The 24391-nt window shown below is 60.1% G+C and carries 15 protein-coding genes and 2 pseudogenes; 7 read left to right on the forward strand and 10 right to left on the reverse strand.

Annotated elements, in window-relative coordinates; all coding sequences use genetic code 11:
* Positions 1-216 precede the first annotated feature (216 nt).
* Together ABXH26_RS11575 and ABXH26_RS11580 are read left to right on the forward strand one after the other, a co-directional pair.
* Entirely contained in the window at positions 217-1068 is an 852-nt protein-coding gene (locus ABXH26_RS11575; protein WP_353567231.1) for a transglutaminase family protein, read from the forward strand.
* A gap of 19 nt (positions 1069-1087) precedes the next feature.
* Positions 1088-1333 (forward strand): annotated as a pseudogene (locus ABXH26_RS11580) (LamG-like jellyroll fold domain-containing protein); the annotation flags it as partial.
* 260 nt (positions 1334-1593) lie between these two features.
* Here ABXH26_RS11580 and ABXH26_RS11585 read toward each other — a convergent pair.
* The 4 genes from ABXH26_RS11585 to ABXH26_RS11600 form a co-directional block, all read right to left on the reverse strand.
* The gene (locus ABXH26_RS11585) at positions 1594-2598 is read right to left on the reverse strand and encodes a transposase (RefSeq protein WP_353567232.1); all 1005 of its coding nucleotides are present in this window, start codon (positions 2596-2598) and stop codon (positions 1594-1596) included.
* 223 nt (positions 2599-2821) lie between these two features.
* Entirely contained in the window at positions 2822-3466 is a 645-nt protein-coding gene (locus ABXH26_RS11590; RefSeq protein ID WP_353567233.1) for a hypothetical protein, read from the reverse strand.
* Complete coding sequence (locus tag ABXH26_RS11595) at positions 3467-10282, reverse strand: RHS repeat-associated core domain-containing protein (RefSeq protein WP_353567234.1); 6816 nt, start codon at positions 10280-10282, stop codon at positions 3467-3469. It lies immediately after the preceding gene.
* 32 nt (positions 10283-10314) lie between these two features.
* Positions 10315-12369 (reverse strand): RCC1 domain-containing protein, encoded by a 2055-nt coding sequence (locus ABXH26_RS11600; RefSeq protein WP_353567235.1) that lies wholly within the window; start codon positions 12367-12369, stop codon positions 10315-10317.
* A 721-nt stretch (positions 12370-13090) separates the two neighbouring features.
* On the opposite strand from ABXH26_RS11600, the gene ABXH26_RS11605 reads away from it, so the two are divergent.
* Both ABXH26_RS11605 and ABXH26_RS11610 read left to right on the forward strand, forming a co-directional pair.
* Positions 13091-14503 carry a nucleoside hydrolase-like domain-containing protein gene (locus ABXH26_RS11605; RefSeq protein ID WP_353567236.1) on the forward strand — a complete coding sequence of 471 codons (1413 nt, stop codon included), beginning with the start codon at positions 13091-13093 and terminating at the stop codon, positions 14501-14503.
* A gap of 142 nt (positions 14504-14645) precedes the next feature.
* Positions 14646-16619 carry a family 43 glycosylhydrolase gene (locus ABXH26_RS11610; protein ID WP_353567237.1) on the forward strand — a complete coding sequence of 658 codons (1974 nt, stop codon included), beginning with the start codon at positions 14646-14648 and terminating at the stop codon, positions 16617-16619.
* 36 nt (positions 16620-16655) lie between these two features.
* On the opposite strand, the gene ABXH26_RS11615 is transcribed toward ABXH26_RS11610, so the two are convergent.
* From ABXH26_RS11615 to ABXH26_RS11640, 6 genes and pseudogenes are all read right to left on the reverse strand, one after another.
* Positions 16656-17132, reverse strand: coding sequence for a DUF2243 domain-containing protein (locus ABXH26_RS11615; RefSeq protein ID WP_353567238.1), 477 nt, complete (start codon positions 17130-17132; stop codon positions 16656-16658).
* A gap of 1 nt (position 17133) precedes the next feature.
* Positions 17134-17334 (reverse strand): hypothetical protein, encoded by a 201-nt coding sequence (locus ABXH26_RS11620; RefSeq protein WP_353567239.1) that lies wholly within the window; start codon positions 17332-17334, stop codon positions 17134-17136.
* Positions 17335-17351: 17 nt separating this feature from the next.
* Positions 17352-17918: pseudogene (locus ABXH26_RS11625) on the reverse strand (zinc-binding dehydrogenase); the annotation flags it as partial.
* A gap of 47 nt (positions 17919-17965) precedes the next feature.
* Positions 17966-18298 (reverse strand): four-helix bundle copper-binding protein, encoded by a 333-nt coding sequence (locus tag ABXH26_RS11630; protein WP_353567240.1) that lies wholly within the window; start codon positions 18296-18298, stop codon positions 17966-17968.
* A gap of 54 nt (positions 18299-18352) precedes the next feature.
* Positions 18353-19549: a zinc-dependent alcohol dehydrogenase gene (locus tag ABXH26_RS11635; protein WP_353567241.1), complete on the reverse strand. Its 1197-nt coding sequence runs from the start codon at positions 19547-19549 to the stop codon at positions 18353-18355.
* 49 nt (positions 19550-19598) lie between these two features.
* On the reverse strand, positions 19599-20096 hold the full coding sequence (locus ABXH26_RS11640; protein ID WP_353567242.1) for a YciE/YciF ferroxidase family protein: 498 nt from the start codon (positions 20094-20096) through the stop codon (positions 19599-19601).
* A 367-nt stretch (positions 20097-20463) separates the two neighbouring features.
* On the opposite strand from ABXH26_RS11640, the gene ABXH26_RS11645 reads away from it, so the two are divergent.
* The 3 genes from ABXH26_RS11645 (at position 20464) to ABXH26_RS11655 (ending at position 24291) form a co-directional block, all read left to right on the forward strand.
* Positions 20464-20646 carry a DUF3008 family protein gene (locus ABXH26_RS11645; RefSeq protein ID WP_353567243.1) on the forward strand — a complete coding sequence of 61 codons (183 nt, stop codon included), beginning with the start codon at positions 20464-20466 and terminating at the stop codon, positions 20644-20646.
* Between the two features lie 67 nt (positions 20647-20713).
* Positions 20714-23086: a phosphoketolase family protein gene (locus ABXH26_RS11650; RefSeq protein WP_353567244.1), complete on the forward strand. Its 2373-nt coding sequence runs from the start codon at positions 20714-20716 to the stop codon at positions 23084-23086.
* Positions 23065-24291 carry an acetate/propionate family kinase gene (locus tag ABXH26_RS11655; RefSeq protein ID WP_353567245.1) on the forward strand — a complete coding sequence of 409 codons (1227 nt, stop codon included), beginning with the start codon at positions 23065-23067 and terminating at the stop codon, positions 24289-24291. Before ABXH26_RS11650 ends, ABXH26_RS11655 begins: the two co-directional genes overlap by 22 nt.
* The last annotated feature ends 100 nt before the right edge of the window (positions 24292-24391 follow it).

Raw genomic sequence — 24391 nt, forward strand, 5'->3', positions numbered from 1 at the left:
GCCAAGCGGCCGAGGTGCGTCAGGTGCCCGCCAAACCCGGAGCCGGGGGAAAGCCTCCGAAGCGGGGCTGAGCTCTTCGCGCGCAGAGGCCCTCCGCCCCCCCGCCCCGGCTTTTCCCCCAAACACCCCCCCGGCGCTGAAAGAGGCGGGGCGGCGGGACCTTCCCCCGCCGTCCCGCCAATGGCCCGCCGGCGACCGGCAACCCCTGCGATCGACATGAAACGCTTCAACATCATCCATCGCACCTATTACACCTTCGCCGGCCCGGTCACCCTCGGCACGCATGAGCTGCGACTGCGCCCGCGGGAGAATCACGATCTGCGCATCGAATCGTGCTCGCTGAACATTTCTCCCACCCCGGAGATCCGGTGGCACCGCGACATCGAGGATAACTCGGTAGCCACCGCCGAGTTTTCCACCACCACCTTGAGGCTGGCCGTCGAAAGCGAGGTGGTCATCCAACAGTTCAACCAGAGACCCCTCGATTTCCTTGTCGCGCCCCACGCCGCCTATTACCCCTTCGACTACACTTCCTCGTCACGCTCGCAGCTGCACCCCTACCTGAACCAGGCTGCCACCGTAGACACGACTCGCTGGAGTGAGTGGCTCGGCACCGTCCGGAAACCGGGGCAGAAAATTCAGACCTATACCTTGCTGGAGGGCATCACCCATCGGATCCACCGCGAGTTCCGCTACCGGACCCGCGATGAGCAGGGGGTTCAGGATCCAGAGCAAACCCTTGCCCTTGGAAGCGGCTCCTGCCGGGATTTTGCCACCCTGTTCATCGCCACCGCGCGGCGGCTCGGCCTCGCGGCCCGCTTCGTCAGCGGCTACCTCAATGCCCCCCCATCTTCCTATGATTACGGGGCCACCCATGCATGGGTGGACGTCTACCTCCCCGGCGCGGGTTGGAAGGGGTTTGATCCCACACTCGGGCGGATCGCCGGGGCCGACCACATCGCGGTCGCCGTCGCCGCCGATCCGGAGTCGGTGCCGCCGATCTCCGGTTCATTCGTAGGCCAACCCGGCACCTTCATGGACGTCGGGGTGTGGGTCAGCGAAATCTGACGGACCCGCGTAGGTCACCGTGGCCACCGGTCGCTTCGGCAACGCGCTTGCCTTCGATGGCACGGACGACTTCGTCACGCTCCCGGCGGGCCTCGCCAACCACGACGAGATCACCTTTTCCACTTGGATCTACTGGACCGGCAATAGCCAGTGGCAGCGGATCTTCGGCTTCGGCACCGGCACCTACTTCTTCCTCACCCCTTCGAATGGCAGCGTGATGCGTTTCAGCATCACCACCGGTGGATACTCCACCGAGCAGGTCGTCGCCGCCCGCCGGCCCCGGTCGGAGAGTGGACGCAGGTCACCGTCACGCTCATCGGCAACACCGGCACGCTCTATGCCAATGGTGCCCCCATCCGCCTCTCTTCCTTGGGGTCTCTCTTCCTTGGGGTCTCTCCTTGGGGTCGGTCCTCGCATTTCGCATTTGATCTTCACTTCTCCATCAAGAGGCCCTCCGCTCGCCGGATGTCTTCTTCCTTGTCTTCCTTGTCCTTGGGGTCGGTCCTCGCATTTCGCATTTGGTCTTCACTTCTCCATCAAGAGGCCCTCCGCTCGCCGGATGAGCGACCGGGATTCCCTCATCTTGCGCACCGCGCGGCTCACCCCGCCCGGATGGCCCATCGAAAGCCGCTCCGCCACCCACGCATTCGATACCCCGGTCCGGGTCCGCACTAGATACGCCACCAGCGCCTTCTCGGTGGTCAGCCGGCCCCATCCCGCCAGCGCACTCTCCGAATCCTCCACCCCCAACCTGCCCAGCGCCTGTTTCACCATGCGCTCCGCCTCCGCCTCATCGTGGGCTTGAACCTCCGAACCTGCCACGCTGCCCTTCCCTCGCGCCCGCCGAATCGCCGCGCCGAGCCCCTCGATCACGCGATCCCGGAATTCCGGTTCACCCAGACACCACCCCCGCCTCAGTTCCTTGAGCGATTCGTCACTCAGAGTTCCCGCACGATCCTTGCCCCGCTTCTCGATGTAGCCGACGTAGGATCGCCGCCCACGTCCGCCTTCCTCGAGTTCGAAAGCCTGCAGAACCCTCCGTGTCTCCACCCACTCGCAACCCTTGCGCCCCGCATACTGAGGCAGACTGCTCCAACGCCAACCCACCACCTTGCGCCCCGTCGTGCCTCCCACCCAGCCGCTGCGCACCGGATTGAGGTGGATGTAGTCGGCCACGATGCGGATATAACGCCCCTTGCCCTCGCCACTGACCGCCACGGCCTTGTAGCGGCCCTGGAAAACATGGCCCCGGCGCTTGCGGCGGATGTTCCACCACTGCGAATACACCCCCATGAACCACTTCATCCCGGCCACCAGATTCGGCTGCGGAGTTTCCAGCAGGAGATGGAAATGGTTGCCCATCTGCACCCAGGCATGGACCCGCCAGCCAAAGCGCCCACAAGCTTCCCCCAGACGCTCCAGCCATACCTTGCAATCGACGTCCTCCTCAAAAACGTCCTTGCCGCCCTCCCCACGAGCCATCACGTGATAGATGGCTCCGGCTGCCTGGTAGCGGGGTTTGCGAGCCATGCCTGGTCCTACCGGGACAACGGTGCCCCGTCAATTGCGAAATGCGAGGACCGACCCCAAACTCACCGAACCACCAGCGCGCGAGCGGAGGCGCGACCCGAGCGAGGTGCCCATTTCATTTGATCCCCCGACTTGTCGGGGCAAGAGGCACCTCAAAAGCACGGGGCGTGCCGTAGCGGTCGATTGCAGGACGGCTTGGGTGGAGTTCGTTTTGGCGACAGCCTCAGCGCGTGGAACCACTGGACAAGATTTCCCACTTTCCTTTTGCGAGATTCGATCTCATTCGCTCCTCAAGCACGTTTGGAGCAACTTCTAACTCACGCTTCAAGAACGCTTCGAAATCGCCAAATACAGCGAGACTAGACGGGCTAAGTTTCCTTACATACGAATCCATTTGCTCCCGCTCCATTCGCGCCCCTTCCTCGTCTCCAAAAAAGACAAGCAACTGAATTAGCGAAAACCAAACAGCGAGAGGCGACGCCGACTCTTTTAGGATTTCTTCGACTTCGCAGCGATACACCTCAATCATCAACTGTTGGTCGAGACATTCGCTTGAGGACAGTATTGGAAAGGTTGCCTTCATGATCCCAGCGGCCTCCTCGAACTCAGAGTCGTGTTTTGCATAAGAGACTGAGAGTTGAGGACGTCTCTTGGTTGCTAGGGTTCGGCTGATGGCGAACTCAGGAAAACTGGATAGGAGATTCAGAGCCACAAATTTTGGCCGATAGGCTTCACTCGTAAATTTTTCGATTTCAACCCCATAAACCACTGGTTCTTGGAGACATAGAAGCCGCCTTCCACCCTTGAATCTAACCAAGGCAGGAAACGCTTTCACCCAGTCCTTACAAATCTGCGATTCCGTTGCCATTTAGGGATAAAGGTATTTTTCCACCTGAATCGTGTGGTCTGGATAATGCGATTGATACTTGGCTCTCTGCGCCGGTGACATCCTCGCACTATTGCCAAATTTCCAGTCGTAGATTGTTTTGGAATTGATGTCGCGAGCATCAAGAATGCTCTTTTGCCCAAATAGGCTGCGGGTTTCTTTGAATCTCAGCCCTTTGTCGCCATAGATGCCTTGGTATCTCTCCAATAGCTTCGTGGCATACTCATGGCGAGCTGTGCCAACGGCTCCGCCTTTCCCGGGTATCTTATCAAAGGCCTTCTGCCCCGCCTTTTGGATGAGTTCTGGATTTGTCAGTCCCGTCCTTGGGGCCCTCGACGCCCCCCGCCCCACCGAGAGCGCTTCTGCTCCAACATGCTCGGCGCGACCGATATTACGCGCCGCCTTGATCCCTTTGTAGGCCCCGTAGCCGGCGGCTGCTGTCGCACCCAACTTCGCACCTGCAGCCACCTGCCCGATCCCCGGTAACGCAGAGACGAGATTCATCAATCCATCGCCGTAGTTGCCTCTCGCAAAACTGATGCCGGCGTTCGCCAAGTCGAACACAAAACCAACGGCGGGTAACATCCCTAGGGCCGAAAGACCCATTTGGAGCGCATCCAACGTTCTTTCCGCGCCAAAACCAGTAGGATCTCCTAGCGACATCGGGTTTCCGCTCGCATACGCATACCAGTTCGAACCGCCGTCAAATCGAGCGGGATCCATCGAGAGGAACTTCCGAAGAATCGGGCTGTAAAACCGCGCCCTCATGCTGATCAACCCGCTCGGATCCGTAAGAACTCCGAGAAAACCAGCAAACTTGAATGGCGTCTCCGTCGAGCCAGAGCGCCGAGCCACCTGCCCGTAGGGAGTGTAGTCAAATTGATCCGTCATCCCACCCGAGGCGTCCGTGAGCACGGCGGTCGATCCGCAGAAGTCGTAATGATAGTAGCGCTCCTGAGCCGAGCCCTCGGTCACCTCGTAGGCCAAGCCAATTCCGTACACGTACCGGGTGAGACTGTTGCCGGGGCCCTTCCTGAACAGCAGCCTCACCAGCGGTCCACCATGGGGATCAAATCCGTAATAGTAGGCATCGCTGCCATACTGAATGGACTTCCGAAGCCCCTCATGATCATAGACGTAGGAAGAATCGACGGTGGAGTCCACTCCAACCAAACGATCCCTCGAATCAAACTCCAAAGATGCGACCGAACCCGAAGTATCGACCACGCCGCTGACCATGTTTCCTCGTTCGTCATACGAATGAGCGAGGCCATTGATGGACTGAACCCCATTGTCCATATCGAAGGTCCCCCCCGACAGCCCGAGACCCGCGTCGTAAACTGAGGAGATTGGAGGATTGACCGCACTGAAGCTGCTCGAAAGCTCCTCGGTTTTCCTGTAGTGAAGCTGATTGACAAGGAGGAGCTCCCCGCTGGCCTCCCGCTCCGTGATGCCGGAGATGCGCTTCAGGTCATCATATTGCAGTGCTCGCTGCGTTCCGTTCGGCCTGGAAATCGTCAGCAAACGACCATCGGAGCTCCACCCGTAGCTGGTGATCTTGTTGTTCCAATCCGTAATCTTGGTAAGACGGCCTGCTTCGTCATATTCATAATGAACAGCCAAATTGCCATTGAACGGATCTGAATCTCCTTGAGCGCCCGGATAGTAGAGTTTCTTCAGCAATCCGTCGCTGTAATACTCGTAGCCAATCGTGTAACCATCCTCGTTCGTGTAGGTTCGGACACGGTCAAAGTCATCGTACGTTCTGGAAATGGTTTTCCCGGACTCAGTCGAACTCAACAGATTCCCGCGAGCGTCGTAGCTCATCTGCCCGACCGAAGAGACGACGACACCGTCCTCCTTGAATGTGCTGCTACTCAGCCGACCATCAACGGCATTGTAAGCATTAACAATCGCTGTCGAGGCAGCTCCTTCTGTCTTGGTTACCACCAAGGGACTCCCCTCTCCTTCATAAGTCGAAGAGAACTTTCTACCCTCGGGTGTCCACAAATCCAGCTCACGATCCAGATCATCGTAGCTGAATTCGTATCGATGTCCCCGGCGGTCAACCACTGCCCGGAGATTTCCAGCTGCGTCGGATATTGAAGTCGATGTGTAGTTTTCCGGATCGACCACATCGCTCCGATCAACCATCAGCGTTCCCATATGATCCGTCAAATAGGTCTCATGTTCGGAATATGAGGTGACTGTCTCTCGCTGCAAAACATCGTAGGAATTCTTTGTCCGCCCAACAGCATCGAGAACTTTGGAGGTCTCCCTAGCTCCAAGCATGGGATCGGCAGGCAAGTTTCTCTTGTAGGCCCAGCCGTTCGCAAGATACTCCTGCGATGTCACATTCCCTTTGATGTCGGAATAGGATTCCTCGAAATCGCGCACATCATAGGTCCAGCTCTCGGAAACATCGTCGCTTGTCCCTAAGACACCATCCGAGCCCGAATAAGTGATTGAAATCGGCTTATCCGTTGCGGAAGTCACTATTTCCTTGCTATTCCACTGACCCCGTCCGGTGTAGGTCTGAGCAAGCGCCTCCTGACCGGCAGCATTGTACAAGTTCTTTTCCCAGATCTTGTAGCTGGAATTCGTCCGGTCGACCTTGATCCGCTCGATCAGCTGCCGTCGATTGTTGTAGGTCAACACTTCCTCGCCATTGGAAGGGTCGATCACCTTTCCTGGATCCCCGGCCAAGGAGTAGTTCTGAAACTTCACCATGTACCCGCCCGGGAGAGTTTCCTGTGTACGATTACCCCGATCATCGTAAAGATATTGGGTCACCCTCGAGTCGCGATCCGTGACCGATTGCACAAGACCGGATCTGAACCCTGAACCGATTCCATAATACTGGTAGACCGTCGTCTTACCGCCACGGGTGACCGTCTCTGGGGCATTCGCGCTGCTCCATGAAGGATAGGTATAGGATGTCGCTCGCGACAAACTGTCCACCTCGTATACGACGCGATTTAGAAGATCGTATTGTTTCAAGGAAACGTAAGGAGCCGTGGTGACGGCATTGCGGAACTCACGAACCTCGATCGGGTTATGGCCCAAATCGTAATCAGTTTCAATGCGCCTTCCAAGTGCATCCCTTTTAAGGACAACGCGACTTTCTTGATCGTATTCCGTCACGTCCTCGTAGCCCATCTCATCCACTGTCGAGACGAGGCGTCCGTAAACGTCGTAGGAGTAAATCTTCTGATCTCCTAAGGGATTGACCTCGGAGTTCTCAATCCCCGAATAATAAAATCTCCACGGAACGATGAAATCAAACGGCCCCCCTTCGTCAGCCGGAGAAGCTCCAAGCTCAACATTGGCACTATCCTGAGAAACCACACGGCAGAAGGGATCGTAATTATTGGCCACCACAATCCGACCAAGGGGATCGACAATCTTTGACAGACAGCATTTGACCCCGAACGAACCCGGAATCTGATAGTAATAATGAGAGGCACCACCGGATAGTTCAGATTGAACCGGCGAATGGTTTTCCGGATCCACCGAGGTTGAAAGGAACTCATCAAGGTAGGAAAAGGCGACCGTCCTTCCGGCGTTGTCCGTCACGGATTCTAACGGCTCAGAGCCGTTCGCTCCATAGGAGAAAGTGAGCGAAATCTTGGAGGAACCCTCTGCAACTTCCACCTTGCTTACACCTTTTACGTTGTAGGTGAAATTGACCTCCTGACCGTAGGGGCCCGTGAGAGACCTTGCTTTGCCCCTGAGCCACACATACCCAGAATAGAGGGGATAAAACTCGATCGTGTTTCCATGACGTTGATGAACCGTGACAATCCCGGAGGACTGCTCGTCATTGGATAGGGTCATCGTAGACCCGGCGGAACTCTCGTACCCCCCATCGGGGCGACGATAAAAGGTCTCTGATTCCCGGCCCATCGTCAAGGTCACGGCGTTCGCAGTGAGCTGGTCAGCAGCCCATTTGGCGATATAGTTGACGACCAGCCATCGCTTCGGATTGATCGTCTCCGGCACAATCGTGCTCCCATACCCAGACGTCCACTCCGGCGGGAGGAGACAGTCCTTCATCGATGCCACAGCCACCAAATAGGGTACCATATGCCTCGGAATGGTGTCCCCTAGGCCAGCTGTGGCGATGCTGTGCTCTTCCACTCGAATGTCCCAATTGTGCGTCCATCCGTAGCCGAGGCCCGCTCGATTATGGTGAGCCCTGGCCGAGGAATAATAACGCTCGAAGGTCATCCCCTTGGGCGCTTTTCCGCTCCCTACCACCAGATCAGTCTCGGCATGATCGAAACTTCCATTGGCGAGATTAACAGGGTCGGCACCATAGCCATCTAGAATGCTGGAACTCGAGGCTGCAAGCTTCGCGTACTTGCCTACTGACGACCATTCGAAATAGTCGACTTTCAAAGAATCTTCCAATTGGGTCTGGAACGGCTCAATTGGACTGTTATCCAACGAATATCCTCCATTTCCTCCGTTGACCGACATTCGGACCTCAGCCGGCCCCAGGAAAGCCATTCCTTGAGCGGTCTTGTCGTAGGGTTGGCCACCTTGGACCCACGAGAACTTTGCCATCCCATCCCTACGCATCGCCACGATCGCCGGCGGAAAATATGAATATTGAGCAGCGAGTGTTTGATACTTCGTCATGTAGGACGTGATCGCAGGCCACGATCCGTCGGGCGGGTATCCGGGAAGATTGAGAGTCGGGTCTTCCGTGACGACCCCAAATAGTGGGGTGTTTGAACCCACCCCATATTCCACCCCGAACGGGGCCGCATTGATCGATACCGTTGAGGCCCCCGGCGGGACGTTCCCATAGTAGTCATACGTGCCGTTCGCCTGCTCGATGACCGAATGCTCGAGCGCGCTCTCAACCAGCATGGCTGCATACCTCGCTGCCAACGCACTACCCGCTCCATTGTATTCTCCTGACCTACCAAAGGCTACGCTGAGTTGCTGATAAACATCAATGTAATATCCATTGTCCTGGGTCATGCGACCGAACGAAATCAGCTTATCGATGTTCGCCCCAAAGTAACTTGAAATGCCTTTTCTGGATAGATTCGCTTGCTGAAGCCATGAAAGGCCATGGATGTTGAGCGTTTCAAGAACCAGAGCTCGGGTAAGGTCCTTTTCGTCCGTGAAAAGGCTCCAGTTGATTCCTGTTTCGTCCGTTGTCGCACCCGCCCCTCCATCGGTCAGCTCGATCGTTTGAAGGATCTGATCCAGCCGGGTCTGCCTGGCCCGCAACAAGCCCCCTTTGGGGTTGCACCCGTAAACCATGGCACTGAATGCCTGCTGGTTTACGGCCGTATTGTCGTTACGTTTGTAACTTATATTTGCCCCAAAAGGAGAGTCGTTCTGAAAGGGAAGAAGGATCTTTGAGGAGAGAGGCGCGGACTTGTTGAAATAAGTGACGCTGGCTCTGGCGACGTCAGTCATACTGAAATCGCTCCCGAATGGCGTCCGTTCAATGCCGAGAACCAGATCCCCGGTTTGCGCAGGTTTCGCATCGTAGAATACGGAGATCCTCCGACCTCCAAGCGTCGGAATCGCAATTTCGTTTTGGATCCCTTCAGCTCCGAGCTTCAGCAAAAGGCGCCAGCATACATTCCGAGCGAGGAATTCCGAACCGCCTCCCGCATCAAGAGTCACCTCCGAACTGCAATCTGCTGCCGATAGACTCGAAGAGTAGCTGCGAACGGGGTGATAGCCACCCAGCAACTCCTCCGAACTAACCTGACCGAAATGAGTCGCGTTCTTGAGAGTGCCAAAAAGATCATTGCACCGTGACTCAAGGAAGGAAGCGACTGCATTCTGATAGTCACGATCGTCTCCTCCTGCACGCCAGAAATTGTCGGTCCCGACTGTTCCCTGGCACAGGCTATCGATCGCGCTCCCGGTGCTTAGGTCTACAGAATCGTTGAATGAAAGCAAATTCGTATTCGGTTCCACCTTCTCGTATCGCACGTCCCAAGGATCAAGAATGGTAGATCCCAACTTCACGAAGAATCGGGTCAATCTCAACTCCTGATAATTGCCGACGACGCTGATCCGGCCTCGATTCGAATACCCACAGGAGACCGCCTGGCTTAGCGCCAATGAGATCCTCCTCTGTCCTGAATCGTTCCAATTTGGAGTCGTTCCGCTAACGGTGATCAAATATGGCGTCTTGGACGCGTAAAACCCTGCTGAGTGCGCTTCCATCGCGTCGGTATCCAGGCGCCAAAGCGAACAGATGTCCGGGGTGGTGCCGTTCGTCGCTTCGTATGCGTAATCCTTTTTCCCGCTAATCAACTTGGGAACAACCGAGCCACCTCCTTCGGTGAATCCGCCAGGATTATTGATTTTAGCGACGTCCAGCAAGACCTTCAGAAGACAGGCCTTGTCGAGGTCGTTACCCGACTCTTCCAAATAGGTTAGTCGGGGGCCTTTCTTCAGACCAAAATAAAGCTCAGATTCAACTTCGAACTTTACATAGTGATAAATCCTCAATGGATCGTATTTAAGTCCGCGCGCAAGCTCAACGATATCCGGTGTCACTTCGAGCCCGGGATCATCCAAAACCGCCGGAATTTCGTCTTCGGGATCGTCATCCAAAAGCTCAAAGGAGCCAGGCGAATCAAAGCCGATTCCGTTGGGATCAGCCGAAGTCGTGAGATATTGCTCACCAGGATCGGAGTCTTGGTAGATGGACGGCGGTGTTGACCAGCCACTTTCTTCCTCCTCAGGGTCGGTCTGTGCGTAAAGAGGCAGAGCCGCACAAAGGACTGAGAAGAGCAGAATCTTGGAGGCCTTCATTTTAAGGTCCGCGGTAAGGTTCATTGTTTTTGCTACTGTGCGCTATGAATGTTCCCTTCGGGATCGTATCCGAAGGTATGTGTTCTCCTTCCGGTGACTCCAATGAGCCGACCCAAGTCATCGTAGTGATACACTTCAGCTCCGTTGGCGCCGTTGTATGAGCTTGAATATGGATCCGTTCCCAGCACGTCTTCTTCGGCATTGGTGAGTCCGTCTTCATCCGGATCCGCGTTAGGATCATAGCCGACTACAAAATCAATCGAATTTGACATGGCTACCTGTCCGTAGAGGTCGTAAACTGACGCGTAGCAATGGTAGGCCCCATCCGCGACGCCAGTCATTCCAAATGCCCAAGGCCCCTGGCTTATCGAGGTCTCCATTGCGCCGTTGACGTAGAACTCAACCCGATCGATTTCGTTCTCCGGATTCGCCACTGGGGTGCCTCCAGCCACATATCCGATCATTCCTGAGAGGCTCACCTCTCCAGGGAGCCCCAGACTTGGAGAATTCAGGGTGAAGGTTGGATGTCCCTCGGCAACATGGTTCTGAGCATGAGCCACAGGCAAGGTTGTCGCGTAGGCCGAAGATTCCCCATTACCAAGCTGTCCGGTATTGTTACGGCCCCAGACCCAGATTCTACCCGCAGTATCGATCGCCGCGCTCGAACCTTGGGTTCCATCGCCGCCCGCAGTGACAGAGACGATTTCACTTAGAGGGTTGCTTCCCGTGGAATCCATGACCGATACCGCACCGCCGCGATTGGTGGTGGTCCCGTCCCCCAATTGACCGTGAGCATTGTAGCCCCACGACCAAACGTGTCCGTCTTTATCCAAAGCAAGGGTATGCGCCGCACCTGACGCGACTTGGACGATTCCCATCAACGGTGTTCCATCCGCCTTGAGCACCTGCACGGGGTATTGTTGGGTCCCTGCACTCACCGTCCCATTTCCTAATCGCCCGAAGGTTTGAATACCCGCAGACCAAACCGTATTGCCTGCCGGGTAATTTCCCGAGTCAACTTTGATCACCGCGATGTGGGACTCTCCGGCAGCGAGTCCTCCTGCACCCACAAACGCGTTGCTGGAATCGATTTTCAGTTTTGTGGCCCGCGACTGGGCTGTCGTGGAACCAATGCCAAGCTGCCCGTAATTATTCAGGCCCCAAACCCACACCTCGCCTTCGGACCATGACTCCTCGACGCCATTCTTCTCACGTGCGATTGCGAAGGCCGAGCCAGTCGCAATTTCCACAATCCCGTCCAAGGGAGGGTTCCCTGTGACATCGCCTCTCGTCACAGCTGCAGCAACTTTTTGGGTCCCAGTGGTGAGGCCCAAGCCAGTCTCGCCGGATGCGTTACTACCCCAGCTGAAGACCCCTCCCAAGTCGGCAACCGCGACCGAGAATTTTTCCCCCGCGGATACCCAGCGAATTCCTGTCAGGTAGTCGCCTGCTGTGGCGCTCTTAAGAACCGCGACAGGGAGCGCCGCTTGGGTCGTCGAATTATTCCCTAATTGCCCATATCCGTTGTAACCAAAGGCCCACACTTGACCGAGCTGGTCGACGACTAACGAATGCTGGTGACCGGCAGACAAAGTCGCGGCATTATCAAAAGTTCCAGACGAAGTAAGGACACGGGCAGGGTCAAGGATCTGATTTGCTGTCGTGGCTCCATTACCTAGACGGCCATTGGCTTGATTTCCCCACGCCCAAACTCGACCCGTCACGCTTGTCGCTAGACCGTGTTGGCTACCGATGGAAGCCTGGCCTGTGATGAGGCAATCCATCGAAGCAACGGAGCTGGATTCAACCCCGAGCCAGGCCTTCGCTTTCAGAGTTTGATTCCTCGAGATCTCGACAGCTCCACCACTTGCAATGACTGGATCATAAAGTGTTGGCGTTGAACCATTGAGCGTGAAGTGGATGGATGCCTGCGCGGTGGTGCAGGTGACAATGACATTCCGGACCGTCGGAAACCTAACCTTGGAAGGCTCGAAACTAGGAGTAGCGACTTGGGCCTCGGTCCGCGAACAGAAGGCCAACATAACTGCCATCCAAACGGCTCGCTGCCGCCCCTGTTTCTTAGTCATGGTCGAAAGCTATTTTTGACGTGATGAAAGAGTCCAGTCATTTTTTCTCAAATATTACCATCCGTTTCCGGAACTGCCCCTCTACAGATCTCCGGATTTGTAATGCGCTTAAAATCAAGTCCTATGTAAGCGCTCTGAATTCTTTGCTAGAAAATGAGGCGGTGGGCTCGGTGCGGTGGGCCAGGCTGCGGTAGGTGCGCAGCTCGGTCATCCGGCCTTGTTCGCCGTGGGAGACCAAATTGCGCAATGCGAGGACCCACCCCAGCTATCCCCTCCGAGTCGCTCCGCCCGTGAACCCCCGTCTTTCGGGACCCCAAGGAGACTCGGCCCACCTCCCAGGATATTGCTTCCAGGCCGTATTGACCTCGCTCCACCCCAGGTCTGCACTCGGGCCGTCCCGGCCGGACCTCTTGTCCGGCGGGTTGGGGGGCCGGTCCAGGTCCTCGGACATGACGCCCAAGTCTTCGGACATCATGTCATCGACGCGGAACATAAGTTCCGGTTCTTCAGGAGTTCGTCCAAGGCGTCGAGGACGTCGGTCCGGCCTTTTCGACAGGATGCTCAAGCAATGGAACCGAGGTAACGTCCGCGCGTTCACCTGCACCTTTTCCGCTCGCAGGTGGAACCCACGAATCTCATGCTCTCGTCCTTCGCCGCTGCGGACCCGTCCGGGTGACCCCGAGGCCCAACCAACATCTAACCTCTATTTCCCCACAAGCCCGTGATTTCCCTTCGATTCGTCGCGCTTTATCTGGTCGGCATTCTCACCTGCGCTGCCGCCGAACGCCCGCGCGTGCTGGTCACCACCGATGGCGAGGCCGACGACCGCTGCTCGATGGTTCGCTTTCTCCTGCACTCGAACGACTTCGATGTGGAAGGCATCGTCAACAGCAGCTCGCAATTCCACTGGCAGGGCGGCGAGGGTTGGCATGCTTTTCACGATCCGGCGTGGGTGAAGGAATCGATCGGACTCTACGCCGAGGTTTACGAAAACCTGCGCCTGCACGATCCCGCCTATCCCGCGCCGGAGGATCTGCTTTCGAAGTGGAAGGTCGGCAACATTTCCGCGGTCGGCGAAGACCAGCAGCGGACGGAAGGAGCCGAGTGGATCGCCAAGGTCCTGCTCGACGACTCCGACCCCCGCTCTGTCTGGGTCCAGGCCTGGGGCGGCTGCAACATCATCGCCCGCGCGCTGAAGATCATCGAGGTGGAGCATCCGGAGAAGATGAAGGACGTCGCCGGACGCCTTCGGCTGTTCCTAATTTGGGAGCAGGACGAGACCTATCAGAAGTCGATCCGTCCCGTGTGGGAGCCGCTCGGCGTGACGACCATCATTTCCGACCAGTTCGACTGCATGGCCTACATCTGGCCGAAGGTTTTGCCGGAAAAGGTGAAGAGCTATCTCGAGGCGGACTGGATGAAGGAGCACGTCCTCGAAGGCCACGGTCCACTAGGTTCGTCGTACGAAGCGCTCGACGGCGCCTTCCACGCCGAGGGCGACACGCCGGCCTTCCTCCATGCCATCCCGACCGGTCTCCGCAGCACTGAAAACCCCGCCTGGGGCGGCTGGGGCGGACGCTACGTCAAGGTCCGCGGCAATGTCTGGATGGACCCGAAGCCCACCGACGACTGGCCGCGCCCCGGGGCCCGGGTTTCCATCCACAACAGCTGGTCGAAGAAGCTGGAGCACGTGACCGACCCCGAGCAGGTGGCCATCCGCACGAACTACTTCAAGCCGATCTGGCGCTGGCTTCCCGCCGTCCAGAATGACTTCGCCGCCCGCGCCGACTGGTGCGTGAAGGACTTCGCCCACGCCAACCACCCGCCTCAGGTGCGCCTGAAAAACACGCCCCGCGACCTCGAAGCGCAGCCCGGTGAAGCCCTGATCCTCGACGCCTCCGCCACCACTGATCCCGATGGCGACCAGCTTGAGTTCCGATGGTGGCCCTATGTCGAAGCCGGCAGCGATTTCGGCGAGACCATGCCGGCGCTTGCAGGTCCGGTCGCGGAAATCGCCATCCCGGAAGACACCCGACCGGGCGACACTTTCCATATGATCTGCGAGGTCGCCGACGCCGGTTCGCCGCCGCTGACCCGTTACCAGCGCGTGGTGATCACCATCGGGCCGCCCTGAACCTTCACAGGCGGGGAAATACCCCGATCGTGGTGTCGGATTTCCCTCCCGGATTGCGTTAATCCCTGTGGGCCGGTTCCGTCGAGATCCGGCCCGCCTCGCGGGTGGATGCTTCCCCCGCGAGCCCGAACCCACGGCTGCCATGACCCGCTCCATCCTCCTCACGTTCGCCTTTTCCGCCTCCCTGCCCGCCCCGGCCCTTGCCGCGCCGGACTGGACCAATCCCATCGTCGAGCAGCGCGCCGATCCGCACGTGTTCCTCGATGAGGACGGCTATTATTACATGACCGCGACGGTGCCGGAATACGACCGCATCGAGCTCCGCCGCGCGAGGACGCTCGGCGGGCTTTCCACCGCCAAGGCCGAGACGATCTGGAAAAAGCACCGCCGCGGTGAAATGGGAGCGCACATCTGGGCACCGGAGATCCACCACATCGGCCCCAAGTGGTATGTCTATTTCACCGCCGCGCCGGCCGAGGCGATCTGGGAGATCCGCCCGCACGTGCTGGAATGCGATGGACCGAATCCGCTGACCGGCAAGTGGATTGAGAAAGGCGAGGTGAAGCTCGGATGGGAGTCGTTCTCGCTCGATGCCACGACCTTCGCCCACCAGGGCAAGCGCTACTACGTCTGGACCCAGCGCGGCGAGGCACCCTACGACGGCACCAACATCTACATCGCGCTGATGGACACGCCGACCTCGATCACCGGCGCGCCGGTCATGCTGACCCATCCGGAATACGGCTGGGAAACCCGCGGCCACCGCGTCAACGAGGCCCCCGCCGTGCTGATCCGCCATGGCAAGGTGTTCCTGACCTACTCGGCCAGCGCCACCGGCACCGTTTACTGCCTCGGCATGCTCACCGCCGATGCGGACGCCGACCTGCTCGATCCCGGATCGTGGAAAAAATCGGCCCGGCCGGTGTTTCAAAGCAGCCCGGAGAACAGCCAGTTCGGTCCCGGCCACAACTGTTTCACCACCACGCCCGATGGCAGGACGGACCTCCTCGTCTACCACTCCCGGAACTACGAGAAGATCGAGGGCGACCCGCTCCACAACCCCGACCGCGCGACCCGTGCGCAGGCGATCCGGTGGACCTCCGATGGCACGCCGGTCTTCGGCGAGCCGGTGGCCGACGGACCCTACACGATTCCCTCCGACCTCACCGCCCAGGTCAGCAAGCCGGACTCGCGGCCGAACCCGATCATCACCGAGGTCTTCACCGCCGATCCCGCACCCATGGTCCATGACGGCCGCCTCTATCTCTACGTCGGCCAGGACGAGGGCGATGGCCGCGGCTACCGCATGCCCCGCTGGCGGGTCTACTCCACCGATGACATGGTCGAGTGGCAGGACCACGGCTCGCCGCTCCAACCGGGCGACTTCAAATGGTCGACCGGCGGGCCCACCTCATGGGCCGGCCACGCGATCGAAAAGGACGGCAAGTTCTACTGGTATGTCACCGTCGATCACAAGGACATCCACGGCAAGGCGCTCGGCGTGGCCGTCAGCGACTCACCCACGGGCCCCTTCAAGGACGCCCGCGGCTCCGCGCTGGTCACCAACGACATGACCAAGGCCACCGGCATCAGCTGGGACGACATCGACCCGGCCGCCTTCATCGATGACGACGGCCAGGCGTGGCTGTTCTGGGGCAACCAGAAGTGCTACTACGCCAAGCTGAAGCCGAACATGACCGAGCTCGATGGCGACATCCGGGTGGTGCCGGACCCGGAAGTGGGCAACCGTTTCACCGAGGCTCCATGGGTTCACCAGCGCCATGGCATCTATTATCTCAGTTACGCCACCGGTTTCCCGGAAAAGACGGCCTACTCGGTGTCCAGGAGCATCACCGGGCCGTGGATCTACAAGGGCCTGGTCGCCGAAGGCGCGCAGAACAGCAACACCATCCACCAAGGCATCGTCACTTTCAAAGGGAAGGACTACTTCTTCTACCACAGCGGCATGATGCAGTTCGACGAAGGTGCCGGCGAGGGCCACAACGGCGGCGGCAGCTTCCTTCGCTCCGTCTGCGTCGATGAGCTGCATTACAACCCGGACGGCTCGATGCAGCGGGTCATCCAGACCAGCGAAGGCGTGGGCCGGGTGAAATGACGCGCCTGAATCCCCCGTGACTCCTACCTAGGGCGGTCAGCTGCGGGGATATGACGAGCGGGCGACGCTCCGAACCGTCCACCATCCGCCAAGCAGGAACACCCCGCCCGCCAACAGAAACAGCCAATCGAAAATCGAGGGTCCCAGGACCTCCACGACGTGATGAAGGTGGAGGATATGGTGATCGATCACCCCTTCAACCAGGTTGAACAGCCCCCAACCCAGAAACATCGATCCCGTCAGGGCCTTGCCCGACCAGCGCACCTGTCGCGACAAACCGGCCCGAAAGAGGAGCACGACGCCGATGAAGGTCATCACCCACGTGAAGGCGTGAAAGATGCCATCCCAGAACATGTTCACCTCCACGCGGGCGATCGTGTCCTTGGGGATGCGACCCGTGGTCATGTTGTGAAACTGGAGGATCTGATGAAACAGGATGCCATCAACGAATCCTCCGAGACCGACACCGAGGAAGATGCCGGCACGGGTCAGTGGCTTGGTGCGGGAGTTCATTTCAATCGGGCAGCAGGCGATTCACCAAAAAGAGGCCGAGGGCCAGCACGGGAAACGGCGCCAGAACCTCGCCGAGCGTCTGAAGGAAGGCATCGTTGAAGATGCCCGCCCTCACCGCGATCCCGGTCTCGGTGTTGCAGGTCGGGCAGGCGACGAGGTCGGGTCCGGCCAGGCTTGCAAGGATGATGATGGCTTTTTTCATGCTGTCAGGCTTTCGACTCATGGGGTCAGCACCACTTTGATGCAGCCATCCTTCTTGTCCTTGAACTTCTCGTAGGCGGCAGGCGCCTCGCTGAGGGGAACCTTGTGGGTGATTACGAACGACGGATCGATCTCCCCGTCCTCGATTTTTTTCAGCAGCGGCTGGAGGTAGCGCTGCACGTGGGTCTGCCCGCTGCGGATCGTCAGCCCTTTGTTCACGACGGCCCCGAAGGGCAGCTTGTCCAGCATCGCGATGTAAACTCCCGGCACCGAGATGGTGCCGCCCTTGCGGCAGGCCATCATCGCTTCCCGCAGCACATGGGCGCGGTCCTTGGTCAGGTTCACCGCCTCCTTCGCCTTGTCCATGAGCGCATCAAGGCTGCCGGTGGCGTGCGCCTCCGCGCCCACGGCATCCACGCAGCGGTCCGGACCGCGCCCCTGGGTCATCTCGTTGAGGCGCTCCATCACGTCCTCCTCGCCGAAGTCGATCGTTTCCGCCCGACCGTGCTCCCTGGCCATGGCCAAGCGCTCGGGGACGCGATCGATCGCGATCACCCGCCCGGCCCCCATCATGCCAACACACTGCTTTCATGATTCAAAAGTTGGTTTTTCAAGTGAGTGATGATTCAATGTCAGGCCGCGACTTCGCGGCACGCCTCGGCGCACCGCCGGCAGGCCTCCGCGCATTCCTGACAGTGCTGGTGCTCGTGCTTGCCGCACTCGGCGCCGCACGCATCGCAGACTTCAGCGCACAGGCGGCACACCTCGCGGACCTTCGCCGCATCGCGGGCCATGTAGGACACCGCCAGGTGGCAAAGCTCGGCGCAGTCGAGGTCGGTCGCGATGCAGTCGGCCATCATTTTCACGTCGTCCTCCTTGAGGCAGGAGGAGGCGCAGTGGGCGCAAGCGACCGCACAGGCTTGGCAGGCTTCGATACAGGCTTGGTAGGATAAATCAGTGTTCATGTTCATCTTGGGTTCAGGGTTCTCGAGTTGAATGATCAGATCCGGACGGGGGCTTCAGACCTCAAGCTCCACCTTCAGCCATCCGGCCCGCCGCTGATCAAAGGTTTCATAGGCTTCAATGGCGGAAACCACCGGCTCGTGCCGGCTGAGGACGCGGGTCGGATCCACCGCGCCGCTCCGGACAAGCCGCACCAGCTCCGGCAGATAGCGTCGGTGATGACAATTGCCCATCCGCAGCGTGAGGTTCTTGTTCATCGCCCGGCCGATCGGAAATACTTCGAAGTCCGGCGGGTATACGCCGATGATTCCCAGAGTCCCGGCCTTCGCCAGCGACTCGACCGCCCATCGCAGAACCTGGGACGGTCCGCTCCCCGGCACCCAGAGATCGCCCTCGGGAGCACTGTCGGGCGCGACCTTCGACCTCTCTTCTTCGAAAGCCGCACCCCCGCCCGAAGCGGGACCTTCGTCGGGATGGATCGCGTCGATCCCGACCGCGTCAATCGCACGATCCGGTCCGATGCCGCCTGTCAACTGCTTGATGACCTCGACCGGATCCTCTTCCAGAAAGTTGATGGTCTCCGCGCCGTGACGGCGCGCCGCTTCCAGCCGAGATGGCACGCAATCCACGGCAATAACCCGGCCTGCATCCATCAACATCGCGCTGATGATGGCGAACATGCCCACCGGCCCGCAGCCGAAGACGACCACCGTATCTCCCGCGGTGACCTCGGCCAGCTCTGCCCCGAAGTAGCCGGTCGGGAAGATATCCGAGATGAGGATCGCCGCGTCGTCATCGACCTCATCCGGCAACCGCACCAGACCGACGTGGGCGTGGGGAATGCGGGCATACTCCGCCTGCAAGCCATCGAAAGGTCCGGTGGCGGAAGGACCGCCGAAAAACGAAGTACCCGCATCCGGGCCGTTGGGATTGGCATTGTCACACTGGGCGAAATAACCCGAGCGACAGTAGGAGCAGCACCCGCAGGCGATGGTGGATGGAATCACCACCCGATCGCCGGGGCGGAAATTCCGAACTTCATCTCCCACCTCTTCCACGATCCCCACGCCTTCGTGACCAAGGATCGTCCCCGGCTCGACGCCGGGGAAGGTTCCCCTGACAAAGTGCAGGTCGGTCCCGCAGATGGCACTGGCGGTGAGACGGACGATTGCATCTGTGGACTCTTTCAGACCGGGCTCTGGTACGTGATCGAGACGGATGTCTCCGATATCATGAAAAACGACAGCTTTCATCTCATCAAGTTTGCAGGTGCCCTTGTGCCGGGCCGTCGAATCGATGGGATCAGGATCCTTCCTCCGCGCTCTCGTTGACGGAGCTTTCGGCGATCTCCGTGAGCAGAGAATCGGCGTTCTCCTCCTCTTCGAGCGTCTGCTGCAGCAGGTCGGCCATTTCATCCCGGCCGAGCTGGCGGGCGAAGGAAACGACGCTGCCGTAGCCGGCCATTTCATAATGCTCGACCCGCTGGGCCGCGGCGATCAGGGCCGCATCGCGGACCTCGCCCTTCTCAATCTCCTTGATGACCTGTTCTCCCTCCTCGATCAGCCCCTCGCATCCGTCGCAGTGCTCGCCCCCGGTTTTGAAGCCCAGTTGATCCAAGGCGTCTTCCAAGCGTTGAGCGTGCGTTTGGGTCTCCTCCAAGTGCTCGCGGAAAGCTGTCTTGAGTTCCTCGCTCGATGCCGCCTCCTCCATTTTGGGAAGCGCTTTGATGATCTGGCTTTCCGCGCTGTAAAGATCCTTCAACTCGTGAACCAACAGTTTCTCCAGGGAATCGATTTTCATACGCCGAACCTCCGCGCAGCGCTTGTGCCATCCATGGCGCTTCGCCGGATTCCGCCATCAAGATGCGGCCGTGTTTCTCCGCGCATCGACCAGCGGCCAAGGATAGCAAGGGATAATCACGTCACCCTCGTATTCACAATGACATTCCGTGCTACGAAATATTCGCAGCCGCGGACTCCTCGCAGGAACGGTATCGACCCGCCAGCCAGGCAGATGAGGTTGGGGATCTGCAACGGAGGGTTGCGAAACACCCCGCGGCCACGCCGATCTCCGCCTCACGGGGTCCGGTTCTTCTTACGACTTCTTTAGTAGTTCTCCCGTCCCGGGGCCGGCCGTGGATGGCACAGCTGCTGCGGGGAGGTTTTCCGTGAAAGCGAAATCCAAACAACAGCAGAAAGCCGCCGGGGCCGCCTTGTCCGCGAAAAAGGGGGACACCGCCAAGTCCTCTCTCAAGGGTGCCTCCAAGGACATGTACGAAAGCATGTCGAAATCCGAGCTTGAGGACATGGCCTCCACTTCGCGCAAGGGAAAGCCGCGGAAGAAGGACTGAGGAGCCACCGATCGCCGGATTCCGGAATTGCGCGTCCCCGCTGGCACGGTTCCGGCGGAGTGAAGTCATGGCTTCCATTTCCTCATCCGGGGTGCACGGTCGATACCTGCGTGCGCTGCACTATCTTTCGGCTGCGCAGATCTACCTGCAGGACAATGTGCTGGTGCGCGAGCCGCTGCGGCCCGAGCACGTGAAGCCGCGTTTGCTGGGGCACTGGGGGACCTGTCCGGGGATCAATCTCGTCCAGACCGCCCTCAACCAGGCGATAAGTCGCGATGATCTCGACGCGCTCCTGATCACCGGTCCCGGGCATGGGGCCGCGGCGGTGCTGGCGAACCTTTATCTTGATGGCACCCTCGGTCGCTTCGATTCCGCGATGTCTCTCGGCCACGCGGGGCTTCATCGATTCATCAAGGCTTTCTGCTGGCCCGGGGGCTATCCGAGTCATCTTTTCCCCGGCGTGCCGGGCACCATCCATGAAGGGGGCGAGCTCGGCTACGCGCTCGCCACCGCCTTTGGCGCCGCTTTCGACGAACCCGGGCGGGTGGTCGCCTGCATCGTGGGCGATGGTGAGGCGGAAACCGGCCCGACCGCGGCCTCGTGGCACTCGACGAAATTTCTCGATCCCGCCTCCGACGGAGCGGTGCTGCCGATCCTTCATCTCAACGGCTACAAGATCTCCAATCCCACGGTCTTCGGCACCATGGATCGCGATGAATTGACCGCCCTGTTCACCGGTTACGGGTGGGAGCCGCATTTTGCCACGGCCGACCCCGAGGCTGCGGAGATTTGTCAGGCGGTGGACGATTCCCTTTCGAAAATCCGCGCGATCCAGGCGGCCGCCCGCGGCGGTGCGGCTCCGGGCCGACCCCGCTGGCCGATGATCCTTCTCGACACGCCCAAAGGGTGGACCGGCGTGGAGGAGGTGGATGGCCAGCCGGTCGAGGGCAGCTTCCGTTCGCATCAGGTCCCGGTTCCCAACGTCCGCGACGACCCTGATCACCTGAGGAAACTGGAGGCCTGGCTGAGATCCTACCGGCCCGAGGAGCTGTTCGACGATGACGGAAGACCGGCGGCGGATTTGCTCTCGTTCGTGCCCGTGGGCGACCGCCGCCTCGGCTGCAATCCCGCCACCTTCGGAGGCCACCGGCGCAGGCCCCTCGACCTGCCGGCCATTCCCGACTTCGCCATCGACCTGACGGCGGCGGAGCGGGGCGGCCCGGAGGAAAGCCCGCTCAAGCGGGTCGCCCGCTATCTTGCCGGAGTCATCGCAAGGAATCCGCACAACTTCCGCATGGTCTGTCCCGATGAACTCGAAAGCAACAAGCTCGGCGGCGTGTTCGAAGCGCCCACGCACCGCCATTACCAGTGGCCGTTCGCGGAGGACGGCCGCACGGAGCATCTCGGCAGACGCGGCGGGCGCGTTCTGGAGGTGCTGTCGGAGCATCTTTGCCAAGGCTGGCTGCAGGGCTACCTGCTCACCGGCAGACACGGCCTGTTTCCCTGCTACGAAGCCTTCCTTCCGATCGTGACCTCGATGATGAACCAGTTCGCCAAGTTCATGAAGATGAGTGGTGAGGTCCCATGGAGGAAGCCGGTTCCATCCTTGAACTATCTCGAAACCTCGACGCTCTGGCGGCAGGAGCACAATGGCTTCAGCCACCAAAGTCCGGATTTCATCAACTCGCTGCTCAACAAGAAAGGCGACATCATGCGGGTCTACCTGCCGCCCGATGCGAACTGCCTGCTCTCCACCCTCGACCACTGCCTCGCCGGCGTCGGGCATGTCAACCTGATCATCGCCAACAAAAACCCGGGCCCGTGCTGGCTGCCGATGGATGAAGCCATCGCCCACTGCCGTGCCGGAGCCTCGATCTGGAAGTGGGCCTCGACCGATGACGGCATCGACCCCGACGTGGTGCTGGTGGGCATCGGCGACATTGTCACCGTGGAAACCCTCGCTGCCGCCCAGATCCTGCGCCGCGAGGTGCCGGAGCTGCGTGTCCGCGTGGTCAACGTGACCGACCTTCTGATCCTGGAAAAAGACACCGCCCACCCTCACGGCCTCGGCAGCCAGCTGTTCGATTCGCTCTTCACCGCCGACCGGCCGGTGATCGTGAATTTCCACGGCTATCCGAGCGCCGTGCGGCAACTGCTCGGCGACCGGGGCGGCCCGCGTTTCACCATCAACGGTTACCGCGAGGAAGGCACCACCACGACGCCCTTCGACATGCTCGCCCGCAATGGCGCCAGCCGCTACCACCTCGTCACGCAGGCCCTCAAGGCTGCAGCCGCGCACAATCCCGCCGCCGCCGTGCGGGCCGCGGAACGCGTGCTGCACTACGAATACGTGCTGCGCGATCACTCGCGCGTGATCCGCGAAACCGGAGAAGACCCGCCGGAGATCCGCGAGTGGAAATGGGAAGGAGGCCGGCGGTGAACGTGCTGACCGTCAATGCCGGCAGCGGCAGCCTCAAGCTCTCGATGTTCGACGCGGAAACGTCCGCCGATCCCGCCGCCCCGGCCTGGCAGGCAAAGCTCGTCACCACCGACCCCGAGGCGGGCGAAGGCATGGCCGGGCTTTCACTCGACTACGGGGGCAGAAAACACCGGCTCGATCCCCTTTCAGCGGACACCCCGGACCGCTTCGAGGCTCTTTGGCGGGCCGCGCAGGAGGCCCTGCCCGAGGACTTCCGCGACGAGCCCAAGGTCGTGATTCACCGGGTGGTCCATGGGGGCGACCGGTTCGACGCCGCGGTGCGGATCGATGACTCCGTGCTTCAGGAAATCGAGCGCTGGTCCCGCTTCGCGCCGCTGCACCAGGCCGCCAACCGGGCGGGCATCGACGCCGCCCGCCGCGGATTTCCGGAAATCCCGCACTTCGCCGTCTTCGACACGGCCTTCCACCGGACCCTGCCCGCCGCGGCCTTCACCTACGCCGGTCCTCGTAGTTGGCGTTCGCGCGGAATCCGGCGCTTCGGTTTCCACGGCATCAGCTTCCGCGCCGCGAGCACGCGGGCGGCGGAAATGCTCGGCCGCGCGGGTGATCCGTCCCTGCCCTTGATCCTGTGTCACCTCGGCGGCGGCTGTTCGCTGTGCGCGACCGTGGGCGGTCGCAGCATCGACACCACCATGGGCCTCACGCCGCTCGACGGGATTGCGATGAGCACCCGCAGCGGCGCGATCGACCCCGCCATCCTCATTCATCTCATGCGCCAGGGCATGCGGGCGGACGAGATCGAAACCCTGCTCAACCGGCACTCCGGCCTCAGCGGCTTGTCGGGACTGCCGGGTGACACGCGCCGGATCCGGCCGGCCGCCGGCGATGGCGATCCCGATGCGAGGCTTGCCCTTGATGTCTTCATCCACCGCCTGCGCGCCGGCATCGGCTCGATGCTCGCCAGCCTGGGAACGCTCCCGGGCGCCCTCGTTTTCACCGATACGATCGGCGAGACGGAGCCCACCGTGCGGACCGCCGCCTGCGAGGCCTTCGCTTTCCTCGGGCTCACCCTCGACCCCGCCCTGAACGGCAACGCGGTGCCAGACTGCGATGTCGCGACCGCAGACAGCCGCGTCCGCGCCCTCGTCATCCACAGCCGTGAAGCATGGCAGATGGTCAAGGAGTGCCGGCCGCTCCTCTCCTAAGGACCGACCGCGGAAGTTTCCTGCATCCTGCAACGAGCGGGTGCATTTCCGCCCGCACCGGACGCGCGGCGAGGCGCGATTTGCAGCCGGAAAAAACCGC

Origin of the sequence: Haloferula sargassicola (genome assembly GCF_040362925.1) — a bacterium.
GTDB classification, from domain to species: Bacteria; Verrucomicrobiota; Verrucomicrobiia; order Verrucomicrobiales; family Akkermansiaceae; genus Haloferula; species Haloferula sargassicola.